Origin of the sequence: Terribacillus sp. DMT04, assembly GCF_019056395.1 — a bacterium.
Classification (GTDB): Bacteria; Bacillota; Bacilli; order Bacillales; family Amphibacillaceae; genus Terribacillus; species Terribacillus aidingensis_A.
Genome location: NZ_CP077639.1, coordinates 712816 through 728691, shown reverse-complemented (window position 1 = coordinate 728691; position 15876 = coordinate 712816). Strand labels below are relative to the sequence as shown.

Here is a 15876-nt window from a genome sequence, read left to right as displayed (position 1 = left end):
CCGTTTGTCAAAGTATTATTCTAAGCCGATTTTATGGAAGATCTGATCTACGTTTTTCAAGTGATACGTATAGTCGAAGCAGTCGTCAATCTCTTCCTGGCTAAGGAAAGCAGCGATTTCTGTTTCTGCTTCAATCAGCTGTTTGAAGTGTGTCTCTGTTTCCCATGCCTCCATCGCTTTCGGCTGTACAATATCATAAGCTTGCTCGCGGCTCATGCCTTTGTCGATAAGTGTTAATAGCACACGCTGTGAGAAGATAACGCCGTACGTGCGATCAATATTGCGCTTCATGTTTTCCGGGAAAACCGTCAAGTTCTTCACAATGTTAGAGAAACGGCTCAGCATGTAATCCAGTGCAATTGTTGCATCTGGTAAAATCACACGCTCTGCAGAAGAATGAGAGATATCTCTTTCATGCCAAAGTGCAACGTTCTCGTAAGCTGTTACCATATGTCCGCGAATCAGACGAGACATGCCGACCATGTTCTCTGAACCGATTGGATTGCGCTTATGCGGCATTGCCGAGGATCCTTTTTGCCCTTTAGCGAAGAATTCCTCTACTTCACGCGTTTCCGTCTTTTGCAGACCGCGAATCTCAGTTGCAAATTTTTCAATGCTTGTTGCAATCAATGCCAGTGTGCTCATATATTGTGCATGACGGTCACGTTGCAATGTTTGTGTAGATACTGGCGCTGGCTTTAAGCCTAGCTTTTTCGTCACATATTTCTCTACATACGGATCGATGTTTGCATATGTACCGACCGCACCGGAAAGTTTGCCGTATTGAATCGTATCAGCTGCTGCATCGAAACGCTCCAAGTTACGTTTCATTTCTTCGTACCACAATGCCAGTTTCAAACCGAATGTTGTCGGCTCTGCGTGCACCCCATGAGTACGTCCCATCATGACGGTATGCTTATGTTCTTTTGCTTTTGCTTCCAAAATATCGATAAAGTTAACAATGCCTTTACGGATGATCTCGTTGGCTTGCAGCAATATATAAGAAAGTGCTGTGTCGACAACATCTGTGGACGTCAGCCCATAATGCACCCATTTGCGCTCTTCACCAAGCGTCTCAGAGACAGCACGTGTGAAGGCAACTACATCATGACGTGTTTCTTGCTCAATCTCTAAAATACGGTTGATATCAAAGGATGCGTTCTTGCGTAATGCTTTGACGTCCGCCTCTGGGATAATGCCAAGATCACTCCAAGCTTCACATGCTAAGATTTCTACCTCGAGCCATGCACGGTATTTATTTTCATCTGTCCAAATCTTGCCCATTTCTTCTCTTGTATAACGTTCAATCATGCCTTGTTTCCTCCTAATGATTGTGTAAAGGCGTCGGTTGCATCCAGTAAAGCTTCTCTTGACGTACCAACCATTGTGAAATGTCCCATCTTCCGTTTTGGCTTCGCTTCTTGTTTGCCGTAATCATGAAGATGCGCAAGCGGTTTGTCAGGGGCTTCCCAATACTGGTCCAGCGCTTCTCCTAATAAATTTATCATAACAGCAGCCCCAATAAAATGGACCGGCAAAAGCGGCAGTCCGCAAATAGCGCGAATATGCTGCTCAAATTGCGATACCGTGCACGCTTCAATTGTATAATGACCGGAATTATGCGGGCGAGGTGCCACTTCATTCATATACAGCTGATTGCCAGCAACAAACATTTCAACGGTGAATGTACCAACAACTCCGGCCGCCTCAGCGAGCTTGCCAGCTGCTGTGCGCGCTTGCTCTGCTACTTGTTCTGGTATAGCGGCTGGCACAACTGTTCGAGACAAGATGTGGTCACGGTGCTCATTCTCAGCTACTGGAAAATACGTGATCGCTCCATCTGCACCTCTTGTGAGTACAATCGATATTTCTCTATCGAATGTCAGCCATGATTCAAGTATGCAGCGTCCGTTTTTACGGACAAATTCGGCTGCTTCTTGCAGATCATCCTTCTTATTCAGTTTAAGCTGTCCTTTGCCATCGTATCCGCCGCGGCATGTTTTCACGACAGCCGGAAAACCGATGCTTCTAATTTCAGTCAGCAATTCTTTTTCATCATTCACAATCGCGAAGGATGCTGCTGGCAGATGAAGCTCTTTCATAAGATTCTTTTCATTTGCTCGGTCCCGGCTGATTTCTAAAAGCAGGGAACCTTGCGGAAGCTTCTCCGCTTCTTCAAGTAATCTGGCTGCTTCCAAATCTACATTTTCGAATTCATAGGTGACAACATCACTAACGCTTGCTAGTTCTCGGATGGCTGTTAAATCATCATAAGCCGCTTCAATATGGGTGTCTGCAACTTGTGCTGCCGGACAATCAGGCGTTGGATCGAGAACAACGATTCGATATCCCATATGTTTAGCAGCTGTGGCCATCATCCGCCCAAGCTGACCTCCGCCAAGAATGCCGATTGTTTTATAATTATTTGGTCGCAAGCTGATTCCTCATTTCTGCAACTTGTTTCTTCATATTTTCTTGGTAAGCAGCTAGTCGCTCGGCTATTTGCAAATCATGGATACCGAGCATCTGTGCGGCTAGGATGCCTGCATTCTTTGCTCCTGCCTTCCCAATTGCTACGGTCGCAACAGGTACGCCGCTAGGCATTTGGACAATCGAGAGGAGGGAGTCCATGCCATCGAGCGCTTTTGTCTGGACTGGTACACCTATTACCGGCAAGGTAGTCTTGCTGGCCACCATTCCTGGCAAATGTGCTGCCCCGCCAGCTCCGGCAATGATTACTTTCAGTCCTCTGTCTCTAGCCGATGCCGCATACTCGAACATATCCTCAGGCGTACGGTGCGCTGAAATAACTTCTTTTTCATAAGGTATATTCAGCTCTTCCAATAGCTTGCACGTATGCTCCATCGTCTCCCAATCTGAGATGCTGCCCATGATGATTCCAATCTCCGCCAATCCAATCCCTCTTTCCTCTTTTTTGCCGTAAAAAAAGCCTATTCATCCCTCCCGTAAAATCAGAGAGAAGATGAATAGGCTAACATTGCTGTAAGCTCATAATCATGCACACGTCCAGCCGGAATTCGGCTGTTCCATCTTCCCTCATAGTCCGCCATTTACGGTAGCAGGTAGAGACTTCCGGACCGTATTTCCGGAAATATATGAGGTGCGATCTATAAGTACAGCGAGCTACTGTACGATATTATCAAATCTAGCCGTGTCTTTCATGCATGTATTATGATAACAATTTTGATACATATCGTCAATGAAAAAATCGAACGATGATCATATCGTTATATTTATTGTTCGGTTTTTAGGAGCTTCGCGTCAAACATGACACTCTTTCCAATCGGCTCTACCTTCTTTATGCCGTTCTCGGTTGTTTCCCGGAAGATTGGTTCTTCTACTTTTCGAACCGGCATATAGCCCTCCGCTTTTATACGGGCAAGGCAAGCATCGATTGTTTCATTCTCACCGAGCTCAAACCGTTTCTTTGTCAGCTTTTTTTGGTTTGCCATTTCGACGAATTCGCTCCCTTTTTACACTTTTAACCCAGAAACCGCCTGAGATTTGCCGCGGTTCGTAAGAGATGATAAATGCTTTTGGATCAATCTCCTGAATTGTTTCATAAAGCTTCAGTTCATATTTTCGCGGTGTCAGGATTTGCATCGCCAGTCGGTCGCCTTCCATGCCATATGCGAACCAGCTCGTAACGCCGTATCCTTTTTCACGAAGTTTTTTCGTAAACTCAATACTCGGATCGGAGGAAATAACGTTGGCGGTTATATAACCTAATGCCAGCTTTTCTTCAATTTTCGAGCCGAGTACAACACCAATACCGAATCCGAGCGCATAAGCAATCAAATTCTGAATTTGATCGAGGTTATTCAGCACTAGTCCCAGACCGACTGTATAGATTGTAACCTCAAACACACTGACTGTTGCTGAAATATAGCGCCGTCCTTTTAATGTCAAGATAACACGCAAAGTATTGAGGGTAACATAAACGATGTTTACAACAAAGATGATAAGCACCATGACGAGTGGTATTTCTAACAAATTACTTCCTCCTTAAAAGCTATCACATACTGTAATCAATAGCCGTATTGCTTGCGCTTACGCCGAAACAAATGAATCGGAATGGTGATAAGAATAACCAGTGCCATAATGCTTGCGACAGCTGTAATGGCCGAGAAATCCTCTGCCCTGGCAACAGCAATAGCTACATATGCCCAAATGAACACGAGCGGATAAATACTGTCACGGAATATATGCATAAAGCTAATTGCTAAGATAGCTCCAATAATGAGCAGAATAATTGTCCAAACCTCGCCGGACAACAGCCACCCCTCTACATTATCGACACCAAGTGACACAAATAGAATACCTACATTTAAGATAGTTGCAATAGATACCCAGCCAATATAAATGGAAAACGGAAATAAATCAAACTTTCCGCGATCTGAGGATGTTGAGACAGACTGATATAAGATAATCAACGAAATGAGAAGTGCAGCCATTGGGATAATGGAAAGGCTGAATAGCTGATAATGGAAACTGAACAGCCAAGCAATGTTGAAGATACAGCTGGCGACAAATGCACTTGCTGCTTTTCCATACCACTCCTTTTCTCGTGTCGACCGGAAAAACAGGCGGATTATCCAAATGAAAACAAACAGATAAATAATACCCCATATACTAAAAGCATAACCTGCTGGCTGAAACAGCACACCAAGCTGGTCTGATAATTGCTGGGTCGTTTTGCCTCCAAGCGGCAAGGCATTGGACAGGTAATTGACGACGATCACTGCGATGAATGCAAGTAAGCTGATCCAAGCCAGCTTAACAGAGCGGTTACTCATGTAAATTTCCTCCTCCTCGCCCAAACAGACGATTATAATCTCTCGTTAGTATAATACAATTATACCCTCAAGCCTCGCAAACAACGCATAAAGGGAAAATCCGCCTAGAGAATTGTCCTATTTCGCTATAAGAAAAGCCGCCCCAAGTAGGACGGCTTTTGTTTAGGCCAAATAAATGAAATACAAAATGAATATTACGAACAGGAACCACATGACCGGATGAACTTCTTTCACACGACCTTTGACAAGCAATGTCAGCGGGTAGAAGATAAATCCAATTGCAATACCACTTGCGATACTTGCTGTCAGCGGCATCATAAGGATCGTGAAGAATGCTGGTACAGCAAACTCTATTTTATCCCATTCAATCTCTTTTAGTGAAGTACACATTAACACGCCAACAACAATTAGAGCAGGTGCTGTTACTTCGTTCGTGATGACAGATAACAGCGGGCTGAAGAACAATGCCAATAAGAAACAGATAGCAGTGACAACAGCTGTGAACCCACTTCTACCGCCAGCACCTACGCCTGTTGTGGATTCTACATATGCCGTTGTATTGGATGTACCGATGATCGCACCAGCAACGGTGGCACCAGAATCAGCCAGCAATGCTTTTCCTGGATTCGGCAGCTTGCCATCTTTCATTAACCCTGCTTTTGTAGCTACTGCCACTAACGTACCAGCAGTATCAAAGAAGTCGACAAACAAGAATGTCAGGATAACCGTCAGCATCTGGATGGTGAAGATATCACCAAAATGATCGAATGCTGCACCGAATGTCGGTGCTAGGCTAGGTACGCTTCCGACAACATCAGTCACTGCCGTTGGCGGAGCAATCAAACCAAAGATCATACCAGCAGCAGCTGTAATCAGCATACCGATGAAGATTGCTGCACGTAGTCCTTTTACTAGTAAAAGAGCTGTAACAAAAACACCAAAGACCGTCAGCAGAACAGGTCCGCTTGTAATATCGCCAAGCGCTACAACTGTATCCTCACTTGCAACTACTAAGTTCGCATTTTTCAAGCCAATGAAAGCGATAAAAAGACCAATACCTGCACCCATCGCTAATTTTAAGTTCGGCGGGATTGCATTGATGAGCAATTCACGCAATCCGGAAAGAGACAGAATCATGAAAATCACACCGGAGGCAAACACACCAGCCAATGCAGTTTCCCAAGGGATTTGATAAGTTAGGACCACCGTGAATGCGAAGAAAGCATTCAATCCCATACCAGGTGCCAATGCAATCGGCAATTTAGCGAATAAGCCCATAATCAGCGTACCAACGGCTGAAGCAATCGCTGTTGCAGTAAAAATTGCACCCGGGTCCATACGGCCTGAACCAGGCAGTGCATTATCTGGAATGCCTTGTAAAGAAAGAACATTTGGGTTAACGAACAAAATATATGCCATCGCTAAAAATGTTGTTACGCCGGCAATAATCTCCGTCCGGTAAGAAGTGTTCAATTCGTCAAAGCGGAAAAAACGTCTCATAGCTTGTTACTCCTCCTGTTGCTTCGTTGGGGCAGGATAAGCTTTCAAATAAAAAACACTTCTGCCCAAAGAGCAAGAAGCGTTTCTTATCTACACCACATCTGCGTATGTAACTCAGATCGAAATGTCAGCGTAGTCAGGTTAATGACGGTAACCTGGTAGAAACTCATGGGCCATATTCCCAAAATTATACGAAGACGAAAAATATAAGTATTATTACTATTTCACTATAAAAGCAACTTACGCGATTCGTCAATGTTTTTTCGGTAATTGGAACTAAATATAGTATTAGTAATCGTTTCCAAATTATTCAGCTGATTGTTGATTGCATTTTTACCGGAGTGGTGTTTGTAAAATAATCTTGAATAATAGCATGATCCGAATGCGGAATTGCTTTCCCTTTTACGAGCTGGGCACCGTTGATTTGTCCGCTTGTTAAAAGTACAATGTCACCTTCTCCGCTAAGATCCAGCGCAAGTCGCACTGCTTCTTCTCTTGTTTCTGCGGTAGATACAGGTTGCATGCTAGAAAACCCGTCGCAAACTGCTTTTATAACATCTTTTGGATTATTATAGCCTGGGTGATCAACAGACACGACAATTTCATCGGCTCTGCCTTCGACTGTCTGCGCCATTTTTGGCATTTTACCAAAGTCTCTAATGCCGATTCCCATAATCATGACAATCAGACGTCGATGCGGTATTGCAGTTACAGCGGTGAGCAATTGATCCAAAGCCACCGGTGTATGCGCGTAGTCGAGGATAATTTTTCTTTCGCCATACTCCTCCATCATTTCAAATCGTCCTTCAGGGCTTTCGATTGTCTTCAATGTACTTATAATAGCTTCGATATCGTATCCAAGCTGGATAGCTGTGCATATTGCAGACAGCAGGTTGGCGACATTGTATTCACCGAAAATCGGCGCGTGCGCTGGGTACACTTTTCCGCTTATCACCAGCTCGAAATGCGTGCCATGCGCATCTGTGTGAAGCTGCTGTGCAATTACATCTGCCTTACTTGCTGGATTCAAGCTGTAGGTCATCAAGTCACCTGGATAGCAGTTCAAGATATCTTGAGCCATCCCCTCATCGTCCAGATTTACCACTGCGCTTTTTGCTTGCTGGAACAGCTTTAGTTTTGCGCGTTTATAATTTTCGAATGTTTCATGAAACTCCAGATGTTCAGGTGACAGGTTCGTATGAATTGCCACATCAAATGTCATGGCAGCTGTGCGCTTTTGATCGAGTGCAATGGAAGTCGCCTCCATCACAACAGCTTTTTCTCCATCTGTCTCAAGCTTTTGGAACAACGCATGCAAATCAGCTGATTCAGGCGTCGTTGGTGTGCTTTTAAAGAAATCAATTTTTTCTTTTGAGGTAATGATGCCGCAGGTTCCAATGGAAGTTGTCTTTAAATGGAGCTGATTTAGCAAGGAATGCACATAAGCTGCGACTGTTGTCTTGCCATTTGTCCCGGTCACACCAATTGTCGTGAGCTTTTCCCAAACATTATCAGACAGCAGCACAGCCATCTGAGCCATAGCCAGCCTGGCATCTTCTACAGCTAGAAATGTCCGGTTTTCATGCTGAAGGTAGTGCGCCTTTAAGAGATTTTCATCGGTGCCGACAATCACAGACGCGCCTTGCGCAAGCGCCTCCTCTATATAAGCGTGTCCATCATGATTCGTACCTGTCACACATACAAACACATCATTGTTTGTGACCTGACGTGAATCAAAACGCACTAGATTGGCAATTGTACTAGACGCACCATAAATGCGCTTAAAATGAACTTTATTTTGTTTCATCATGTTGATTATCATGGCTACCCCCTATATTTCCGGTCAAAGTGTTTTCTTTGTTTACCCGAAATGCAGGACACTTATACTATGTACACGAAAATCACGCAGCAAGTCCTATAGATTTACCAGTTCTGCCCATTGTCTTGCCTTCTCGATTTTGTTTTAATGTAAACATGTTAGTTTAAAGGTGTTGACAGAAAGTGAAGAAGCCTATTATCGGCAACCGCGTCATTAAGACGGGCATTGCCGTATTTTTTACTGCATTAATATGTGAGTTTGTGCATATAACGCCTGCTTTTGCAGTTGTTGCCGCGATTGTTACGATTGAACCAACGATTCATGCATCTATTCAAAAAGGATTGATCCGTTTACCTGCCAGTATGATTGGAGCAGCATTTGCCATATTATCCATCTATCTATTCGGCTCCTCTCCGCTGACCTATACGGCAGCGGCTTTTTTGACGATTGTCGTCTGTTACAAGTTGAAGCTGCATGCTGGCTTAATTGTAGCGACCATAACTGCTGTTGCCATGATTGACGTAACCCACACTAGTCTATGGATAGACTTCTTAGCGCGGCTAGGAGGCAGTGTGATTGGTATTGTTATTTCGACTCTCGTAAATATGATGATATTGCCGCCTGACTATCTTAAAAAATCACACCAGCAGCTGGAAGTGGTCATTACCTATACCAATCAGCTTTTAAACGATTTTATAGACATCAGAATTAAACAAACAGAAGGCAGTCATCCTGCGCCTGTGCTTACAAAATCCTTTCAAAAGCTGACAAAAGAACGGCTGCGTTTGGAGCAATATATTCAGCAACAGCAAAGTGAAATGCGCTATCATCTTCCTAACTCTGAAACCAAAGCAATTCTGGAAGAAGAAGCTGCCGAAGCACGACAGCTGACACTCATTCACTATCATCTGTGGAACTTGATCCACGCTGGCCGAAGCGGCAAACAGCTGCATTGGAATGACGAACAGCGTCATCACTATATATTAGCTGCTGAAGCTGTGCAGCAAAACCTACTTCGCTGGACAAGTACAGATTGCGCAATAAATAAAAAACCATTTGAGGATTTGTTCCAGCTGTATTGGAGTATTGAAATACCAGAAAATCCAGAAGAAGTGTATTTTCCTATTGAAAGCATTTACTTGTATGAACTATTGTCGATCAACCAGCTGATTGAAGAGCAGCAAAGCGGAAATACGCATTTGCCACAAAAAAAGGCCGTGCTATCGGATTGATAGCACGGCCTTTTTCTCTATTATTCCCACTCAATAGTAGCAGGTGGCTTACTTGTAATATCATACACAACACGGTTCACGTGGTTTACTTCATTTACGAAGCGCACGGAGATACGCTCTAGTACATCCCATGGGATACGGGCCCAGTCGGATGTCATGCCGTCGATGCTTGTTACCGCACGGATACCTAGTGTGTAGTCGTACGTACGGGCATCTCCCATAACGCCGACACTCTTGAAGCCTGGAAGAACGGTGAAGTACTGCCAAATATCACGGTCTAGTCCCGCTTTTACGATTTCTTCTTGCAGGATAGCGTCTGATTCACGTACAATTTCCAGCTTCTCTTCCGTGATTTCGCCGATCACACGGATAGCCAGTCCTGGTCCAGGGAATGGCTGACGATGCACGATAGCATCTGGCAAGCCAAGTTCTGTTCCAAGTTCACGTACTTCATCTTTGAACAATGTTTTTAGCGGTTCAATCAATTCGAATTGCATGTCTTCTGGCAGTCCGCCCACGTTATGGTGAGATTTGATTGTCTGTGCTGTTTCTGTACCACTTTCCACAATATCTGTATAAAGGGTACCTTGTGCAAGGAAGTCCATGTTTTCTAGCTTAGACGCTTCATCATCAAATACGTAGATGAATTCATTACCGATGATTTTACGTTTTTGTTCCGGATCAGAAACACCTTCAAGCTTGCTCAAGAAACGCTCTTGTGCAGGCACAGCAATTAAATTAATTTTAAATTCATCGCGGAATGTTTTCTCGACCATTGCACCTTCGTTTTTACGCAGCAAACCGTGATCAACAAAAATACATGTTAGCTGATCACCGATTGCTTTATGAATCAAGGCAGCTACAACAGAAGAATCCACACCGCCGCTCAATGCACATAGTACATTACGATCGCCGACTTGCTGACGGATTTTTTCTGTTTCCATTTCGATGAAGTTCTCCATCGTCCATTCTGCTTTTGCATGACAAACGTCAAATACGAACTGCTTCAGCATATGGTTGCCGTATTCAGAATGGCGCACTTCTGGGTGGTACTGCACACCGTAAAGATTGCGCTCTTTGTTGCTGATTGCTGCAACTGGGGTGGACGGGCTTGTCGCATCAACGCTGAAACCAGGTGCCGGATCAAGCACTTTATCACCGTGGCTCATCCAAACAAGCTGTGTTTCCGGTGAATCTTTAAAGATAACAGAAGGATTCGTTAGCGTAATCTCTGCACGGCCGTATTCCCGGCTGTCTGCACGCTGTACATTTCCGCCGAAATGCTGCGTCATTAGCTGCATGCCGTAGCAGATACCCAATACCGGAATACCTAGCTCGAAGATTTCTTCGTCACAGCGGAAACTATTTTCATCATAAACACTGTGCGGTCCGCCAGAAAGGATGATGCCTTTCGGGTTCATCTTACGAATCTCATCTGCTGTGAGTCTGTGGGAATGCAATTCACTGTACACGCCGAACTCCCGGATTCTCCGTGTGATTAATTGATTGTACTGGCTGCCAAAGTCCAGTACTAATATCATATCTGTATCGATATCCAAGTCTGTCCACTCCTTCATAGTTCGTTCTCTAGATATAAGCAGGTCGGGTGCAAGCACCACATTTTACCTTTATCACGTTGTGAAAAAACAGAAGCTGAATCCGCGCCATCTAGTAAGGCGGAATCCAGCAAAGGTAACGCTGTCGGCTCAAGCCTTCACCAACATCAGCAGCGAATCTGCACGTGTCTGAAGGTGCTTATTGCCTCTTATTCTATCAATGAGCCTAAATGGGGTCAAGATGCCGCTTGTTTAATTAAATTTTCCCACAATTCGACGGCATTTTCCCACAAAGGTTCGCTTTTTTCGTTTCGGTAGAGAATTCGCTCATACGCGGCTGTTAATTCGGACATCCGCGTATTGCCGTACGCTTTGTCAATTGTCTGCGCATATTCTCGCAATGTTTGCCCGGATTGCCGCTTATAGCCTTTATGAGCCAGCAGACGTAACAAGTAGTCATATGCTTTTTCGTATGTTTCCTCCGAACGTTCTTTTCCATACTTGCGAACGTAATAAGCTGTCAGCCATTTGTAGCGAGTTACGTACAGAAGCAATGCCGCAAGCACAATTACAGCGACTGGAATAATCCAATATAACGGGGAGACAGCTGCGCTTGTTTCTGATTGCGCTGTTTCATTTTCTGCTTCTTCCGCTTGCTGCTGCTCTTCCTGTTGTGGTGCAGCTGCTTCCTCTTCTTGCTCTGGTTCAGGTGTTTCTGCTTGTGGCGTTTCCGGAGCTGCATCGTCCTCGGTTGTGAATTCTGCTGGATTGCTAAAGCCTTGCGTTGGCTCGAACGGAACCCAGCCGGTCTCCGGAAAATACACTTCTACCCACGAATGTGCATTGGCATTTGTTACAACATAGGAATCCATATTATCAGGGGTAGAAACATTCGGATTGGAACCTGGCTGGCCTTCGGTAAATCCTTTCACCCACCGCGCAGGAATGTCTGCTGCCCGCAGCAGTACGACCATCGCAGACGAAAAGTTATCGCAATAGCCAATCTTTGACTCAAATAAGAATTGATCAACATAATCCTGATTCTCTTCCGGTACCGGTACATCTTGCGTCCGGTACTGGAATCCATTTTGATTAAAGTACTGCTCGACCGCTTTTGCTTTATCGTAACGCGTAGCTTCAGAGCCTGTTATTTCCGCTGCCAGCTCTCTAACCCGATCTGGCAATGTTTCAGGCAGCTGTGTATAGCGGTTATGTGTGTTTTGATCCTCAATACCAGGATCCCGCTGCAGATCCTCGATATTATATTGCGGCTCGTTAACAGCAATCGTATATGGTTCAGCCGGGTATTGTGATCGATTAAATGTTTCTACTACACCAAACTCTGCATCCACAGCTGCCGAAACAGGATCACTGAAAAATGTTTGCGTGCCATAAGGATACAGAAGTCGATCCAGCACTTCATTGACATTCGGATACACAATGGCTTCTCGCGGCTCCGTCACTACATCTTCTTCGTAAAGGTCTAAGTTTAGTGATTCTCCGCTTCGGAAGTTTTGCGGCTGCACTTGCCTTGAGCGTTCCCAGCCTTTCCCGGTGTAAACATCTTTGCTGTCTGCTCGCCAATAACCGCTAGCTTCGGTGGCTGCCCAAAAAGCAACCGAATTATCTTGCACAAATGGTCCGCCAAGCTGGGAATCGTCTTCACCAAAGCCAACTTTTCGAACACCTCCGCTGCCTGATTCTTCGTTATCCGTCCCCGACATTTTCTGAATGAAAGGCACGGGATCTGCCCATTGCGGCGGTAGCTTCGGCGCTGTATAACCAACTGCTGCTGACAAAACGAGCAAAGCTAGCAGTGGGCCGCTCCAGAGCAGCAATCGCTTTGGAAGCTGCTGCTTTTCACCACTCTGATAAATTCTAGTAAAAGCAGCGATTCCCATCGCAAAGAAGCTAAGTACAAAGACACGGACAATTGGACCGCTGCCATCGTATGGCGTAAACGTATCCAGTACAGCAATGTAAACGAACGTCATGATAATAAAGAAGAAAATTCGATTGGCAATTATAAACCAATAATACAGAAGATAGCTCATCAGCCATAAAAGGATTAAAAACAGCAATGTTCGGAAAAATGGCGTCAGTAACGCGAACTCTCCCGTAAACAGCAGCTGCAGATTAGTTTGAATCTCGTCTTGGAACAACGCTACCCAGCTTCCGAATACCAAGTTCTCTTCTGCTAAAATCACTTGCAGTACAACTGCAGTAAGCACGAGCTTTAACAGGAAGCTAAGCCACCAGCGCAGTTTTAGCGCCGACAGCAGAAAACAACCCGCTGTAAACAGCACGAACATTGGCAAACTGCCTGTATCACTAATCTCTTCCAGCGGACGAAGCCACTCCCAAAATAAGAGAAATCCACATAAATAGACAAGGTAGCGAAGGACTTGCAATTGCTTGTCTTTTTTAGGCATTTTGCCGCACCTCCGACCTGTCAGCCGTTTCTTGTATCGGATAAATCTCTATATTGTGTCCAAGCTGACGAATACCGCTGATTAAGCTGCTATCCGCTTCAACTTGACGGCAAATATACAAAACAACAAGCAAATAACCGCTTTGTCTAAGTGCACGCAATACCGGAAAATCTCCGATATCCAGCTGTGTTGTCACATAATAAACCGTAGAACCCTTCGGCTGCTTGGACAGCTCTGCAGCAAGCGATTGTAGCCGACTAGGTGCTTGCTCGTAACGGACTGTGGTCAAATGCTGCTGCACACGCTGTATCTGTGCACTGCCCATTGTTGCTGGCAGCCATTTGACTTCTTTGCCAACACTTAAGAAACCAACTTGTTCATTGCGTCGCTTAAGCTGCTGATAAACAGAATAGACAATTACAATGCTGTGTTCGAAAAGATCCTCCGAATGCGCCGCTGTTCTTCGATCCAAGGCAATCAGCACATCCGCACTTTTTTCTTGCTCAAATTCCTTAGTCATCATATCTTGTTTGCGCGCCGATGCTTTCCAGTCAATCCAGCTGAAACGGTCACCTGGCGTATATTCACGGATGCCGGAGACAACATTCGTTTGTTTCGAACGAGGAGTGAATGCAACAGCAGCTCCTTCCTCAAACACACTTGGCGGGTTGCTGAGCGTGATCTCTCTTGGTGCAGGATACACATTCAGCTGCTGAGGAAAACTAAAGACTGCCTCTTTTACAATTAGCTGAAATGGATCACCTGTACGAATACGCACGCGATACAAATGATGCTCGCCACGAGGAAGCTTGTCCAGCACGTATTCCACCTGCAGCTGTTTACGGAACACTGGGAAAAGAATATGCTGTTTTACTTGACGCGATTGTGCCGGCAGCATCGTCCCATCCGGATTTGTCAGTTTTAAAAGCGACTTGTCAAACAAATCTTCTATTTGCACATATGCAAGCGGGAATGGAAATCGCCGTCGCAAAGAAAGCTCCACTTTTACTTCATCGCCGCTTTTCACGTAAGTCTTAGACAGCGCGCGATCAATCTGCCAGCTTCCTATTGGGTAAAAAAGCAAAAGGAGCACATAAAGCAGAATTGGCATATAGGCGTAAAACAGAAACCAGCTGACAAATCCGCCTTGAAACATACTATAAGAAAACAGGATGCCTGCAAGCAGGATTAGGCTTCCTAACTTCATAGCAAAACGCAATCTACCTTTCATGTACAGATTCCTTCTCCACCGGTACCTCCACTGCTGCTAACAAACGCTGTATCAGTTTCTCCGATGTCAGCCCATCATAACGTGCTTCCGAACGAAGCAGAACACGGTGACCAATCACGTAAGGTGCCAGCGTTTGCACATCATCTGGAATAACGTAGTCGCGATAATGGATATACGCATAAGCTTTCGCCGCCCGAACCAATGCAATAGAGCCGCGCGGACTAAGGCCAAGATATACATCTGGATGTTTGCGTGATGCTTGAGCCAAATTCACGATATATTGCTGTATTTGCTGGTCCATGTATACATTTGTTACATCCTTTTGCATCTGGACGAGCTCATTCTTTGTCATAACAGGCTCCACTCGCGTAATCGGATGGTTCTCGCCAACTGATGCCAGCATACGAAGTTCCTCGGCAGCATTCGGATAACCCATCTGTATTTTCAGCAGAAAGCGATCCAGCTGTGCTTCTGGCAGCGGATAAGTTCCTTCATAATCAACCGGGTTTTGTGTTGCCATAACAAAAAATGGATCCGCAAGCGGCAATGCATTGCCCTCCACTGTAATGTTCTTTTCTTCCATCGCCTCCAGCAAAGAGGACTGCGTTTTCGGTGATGTACGATTGATTTCATCTGCTAAGACGATATTGCCAAGAATTGGACCTGGACGGAATTCAAATTCAAGCGTCTTTGGATTATAAATAGAAACACCTGTTACATCAGACGGCAATAAATCAGGTGTAAATTGAATACGTTTAAAGTCACAATCAACAGAGCGCGCCAGAGAGCGGACAAGCATCGTTTTACCGACTCCAGGTACATCCTCCAGCAAAACGTGACCGCCCGCCAGCAAAGCTGTCAGACTAAGGATAATCGGTTCTTCTTTCCCGATGATTACTTTATTGATATTCTCTATTATCCGCGTAACAGCGGGATGATAGGTTGATAGCTTCGTCATAAAAGCATTCCCTTCCAAGTTAAATTCGACAGAAAATTTTGGACAAGTGTTCCTTTTATGTTACCTGCCATAGGAGGCATCGGCAAGCTATATACATGTAAAATTAATGCAAGAATGTAAAGAGAGCGGGACATAACAAGGTTAATTCATCCTAAAAGCGAACAATAACTAGATCCGTACTTTTTAATGTAGCTCTCTGACGACTGCTGCTTTCCAACTTTAGCTGTTATCGTCAGACAAGAATGGCTTTTGAAGTAGACACCGACAAGAAAATCGCTATCTTTTTCGAGGAGTCTACGTACTATGCCTACACGAGTGAAGATTTCCTATA

General features: G+C 44.8%; 13 protein-coding genes and 2 riboswitches. Of the genes, 1 reads left to right on the top strand and 12 read right to left on the bottom strand.

The annotated features are described in order from the left end of the window. Nucleotides 1-15: 15 nt before the first annotated feature. From purB to KS242_RS03920, 8 genes are all read right to left on the bottom strand, one after another. Nucleotides 16-1311, bottom strand: coding sequence for an adenylosuccinate lyase (gene purB / locus KS242_RS03955; protein WP_217323115.1), 1296 nt, complete (start codon nt 1309-1311; stop codon nt 16-18). After that, on the bottom strand, nt 1308-2435 hold the full coding sequence (purK, locus tag KS242_RS03950) for a 5-(carboxyamino)imidazole ribonucleotide synthase (RefSeq protein ID WP_254391800.1): 1128 nt from the start codon (nt 2433-2435) through the stop codon (nt 1308-1310). Before purK ends, purB begins: the two co-directional genes overlap by 4 nt. Further along, complete coding sequence (gene purE / locus KS242_RS03945) at nt 2422-2913, bottom strand: 5-(carboxyamino)imidazole ribonucleotide mutase (RefSeq protein ID WP_217323114.1); 492 nt, start codon at nt 2911-2913, stop codon at nt 2422-2424. Before purE ends, purK begins: the two co-directional genes overlap by 14 nt. Nucleotides 2914-3040: 127 nt before the next feature. Next, nucleotides 3041-3140, bottom strand: a riboswitch (purine riboswitch). Between the two features lie 114 nt (nt 3141-3254). Continuing rightward, nucleotides 3255-3473, bottom strand: coding sequence for an NETI motif-containing protein (locus KS242_RS03940; protein WP_217323113.1), 219 nt, complete (start codon nt 3471-3473; stop codon nt 3255-3257). After that, nucleotides 3436-4014 (bottom strand): DUF2179 domain-containing protein, encoded by a 579-nt coding sequence (locus tag KS242_RS03935; RefSeq protein ID WP_217323112.1) that lies wholly within the window; start codon nt 4012-4014, stop codon nt 3436-3438. The genes KS242_RS03940 and KS242_RS03935 overlap by 38 nt, the downstream gene beginning before the upstream one ends. Before the next feature lie 35 nt (nt 4015-4049). Next, entirely contained in the window at nt 4050-4817 is a 768-nt protein-coding gene (locus KS242_RS03930) for a TspO/MBR family protein (protein WP_217323111.1), read from the bottom strand. A 162-nt stretch (nt 4818-4979) separates the two neighbouring features. Further along, on the bottom strand, nt 4980-6317 hold the full coding sequence (locus KS242_RS03925) for an NCS2 family permease (RefSeq protein WP_217323110.1): 1338 nt from the start codon (nt 6315-6317) through the stop codon (nt 4980-4982). 113 nt (nt 6318-6430) lie between these two features. Continuing rightward, nucleotides 6431-6532, bottom strand: a riboswitch (purine riboswitch). 95 nt (nt 6533-6627) lie between these two features. Then, nucleotides 6628-8139, bottom strand: a complete 1512-nt coding sequence (locus KS242_RS03920; RefSeq protein WP_217323109.1) for a UDP-N-acetylmuramoyl-L-alanyl-D-glutamate--2,6-diaminopimelate ligase — start codon at nt 8137-8139, stop codon at nt 6628-6630. 179 nt (nt 8140-8318) lie between these two features. On the opposite strand from KS242_RS03920, the gene KS242_RS03915 reads away from it, so the two are divergent. Next, nucleotides 8319-9368, top strand: coding sequence for an FUSC family protein (locus tag KS242_RS03915; RefSeq protein WP_217323108.1), 1050 nt, complete (start codon nt 8319-8321; stop codon nt 9366-9368). A 20-nt stretch (nt 9369-9388) separates the two neighbouring features. Here the strand turns inward: KS242_RS03915 and guaA are convergent, their stop codons facing one another. The 4 genes from guaA to KS242_RS03895 all read right to left on the bottom strand — a co-directional run bounded on the left by guaA (nt 9389) and on the right by KS242_RS03895 (nt 15545). Next, nucleotides 9389-10909 carry a glutamine-hydrolyzing GMP synthase gene (gene guaA, locus KS242_RS03910; RefSeq protein WP_371747623.1) on the bottom strand — a complete coding sequence of 507 codons (1521 nt, stop codon included), beginning with the start codon at nt 10907-10909 and terminating at the stop codon, nt 9389-9391. 251 nt (nt 10910-11160) lie between these two features. Then, the gene (locus KS242_RS03905; RefSeq protein ID WP_217323107.1) at nt 11161-13356 is read right to left on the bottom strand and encodes a DUF4129 domain-containing transglutaminase family protein; all 2196 of its coding nucleotides are present in this window, start codon (nt 13354-13356) and stop codon (nt 11161-11163) included. Continuing rightward, on the bottom strand, nt 13349-14587 hold the full coding sequence (locus tag KS242_RS03900) for a DUF58 domain-containing protein (protein WP_217323106.1): 1239 nt from the start codon (nt 14585-14587) through the stop codon (nt 13349-13351). The genes KS242_RS03905 and KS242_RS03900 overlap by 8 nt, the downstream gene beginning before the upstream one ends. Beyond that, nucleotides 14577-15545, bottom strand: a complete 969-nt coding sequence (locus tag KS242_RS03895) for an AAA family ATPase (protein ID WP_217323105.1) — start codon at nt 15543-15545, stop codon at nt 14577-14579. The genes KS242_RS03900 and KS242_RS03895 overlap by 11 nt, the downstream gene beginning before the upstream one ends. Between the last annotated feature and the right edge of the window lie 331 nt (nt 15546-15876).

Excerpts from the sequence above, each read along its gene's own strand:
- purB (WP_217323115.1), bottom strand. The coding sequence starts at position 1,311 with ATGATTGAACGTTATACAAGAGAAGAAATGGGCAAGATTTGGACAGAT.
- KS242_RS03940 (WP_217323113.1), bottom strand. The coding sequence starts at position 3,473 with ATGGCAAACCAAAAAAAGCTGACAAAGAAACGGTTTGAGCTCGGTGAG.
- KS242_RS03930 (WP_217323111.1), bottom strand. The coding sequence starts at position 4,817 with ATGAGTAACCGCTCTGTTAAGCTGGCTTGGATCAGCTTACTTGCATTC.
- KS242_RS03925 (WP_217323110.1), bottom strand. The coding sequence starts at position 6,317 with ATGAGACGTTTTTTCCGCTTTGACGAATTGAACACTTCTTACCGGACG.
- KS242_RS03920 (WP_217323109.1), bottom strand. The coding sequence starts at position 8,139 with ATGATAATCAACATGATGAAACAAAATAAAGTTCATTTTAAGCGCATT.
- guaA (WP_371747623.1), bottom strand. The coding sequence starts at position 10,909 with ATGATATTAGTACTGGACTTTGGCAGCCAGTACAATCAATTAATCACA.
- KS242_RS03905 (WP_217323107.1), bottom strand. The coding sequence starts at position 13,356 with ATGCCTAAAAAAGACAAGCAATTGCAAGTCCTTCGCTACCTTGTCTAT.
- KS242_RS03900 (WP_217323106.1), bottom strand. The coding sequence starts at position 14,587 with ATGAAAGGTAGATTGCGTTTTGCTATGAAGTTAGGAAGCCTAATCCTG.
- KS242_RS03895 (WP_217323105.1), bottom strand. The coding sequence starts at position 15,545 with ATGACGAAGCTATCAACCTATCATCCCGCTGTTACGCGGATAATAGAG.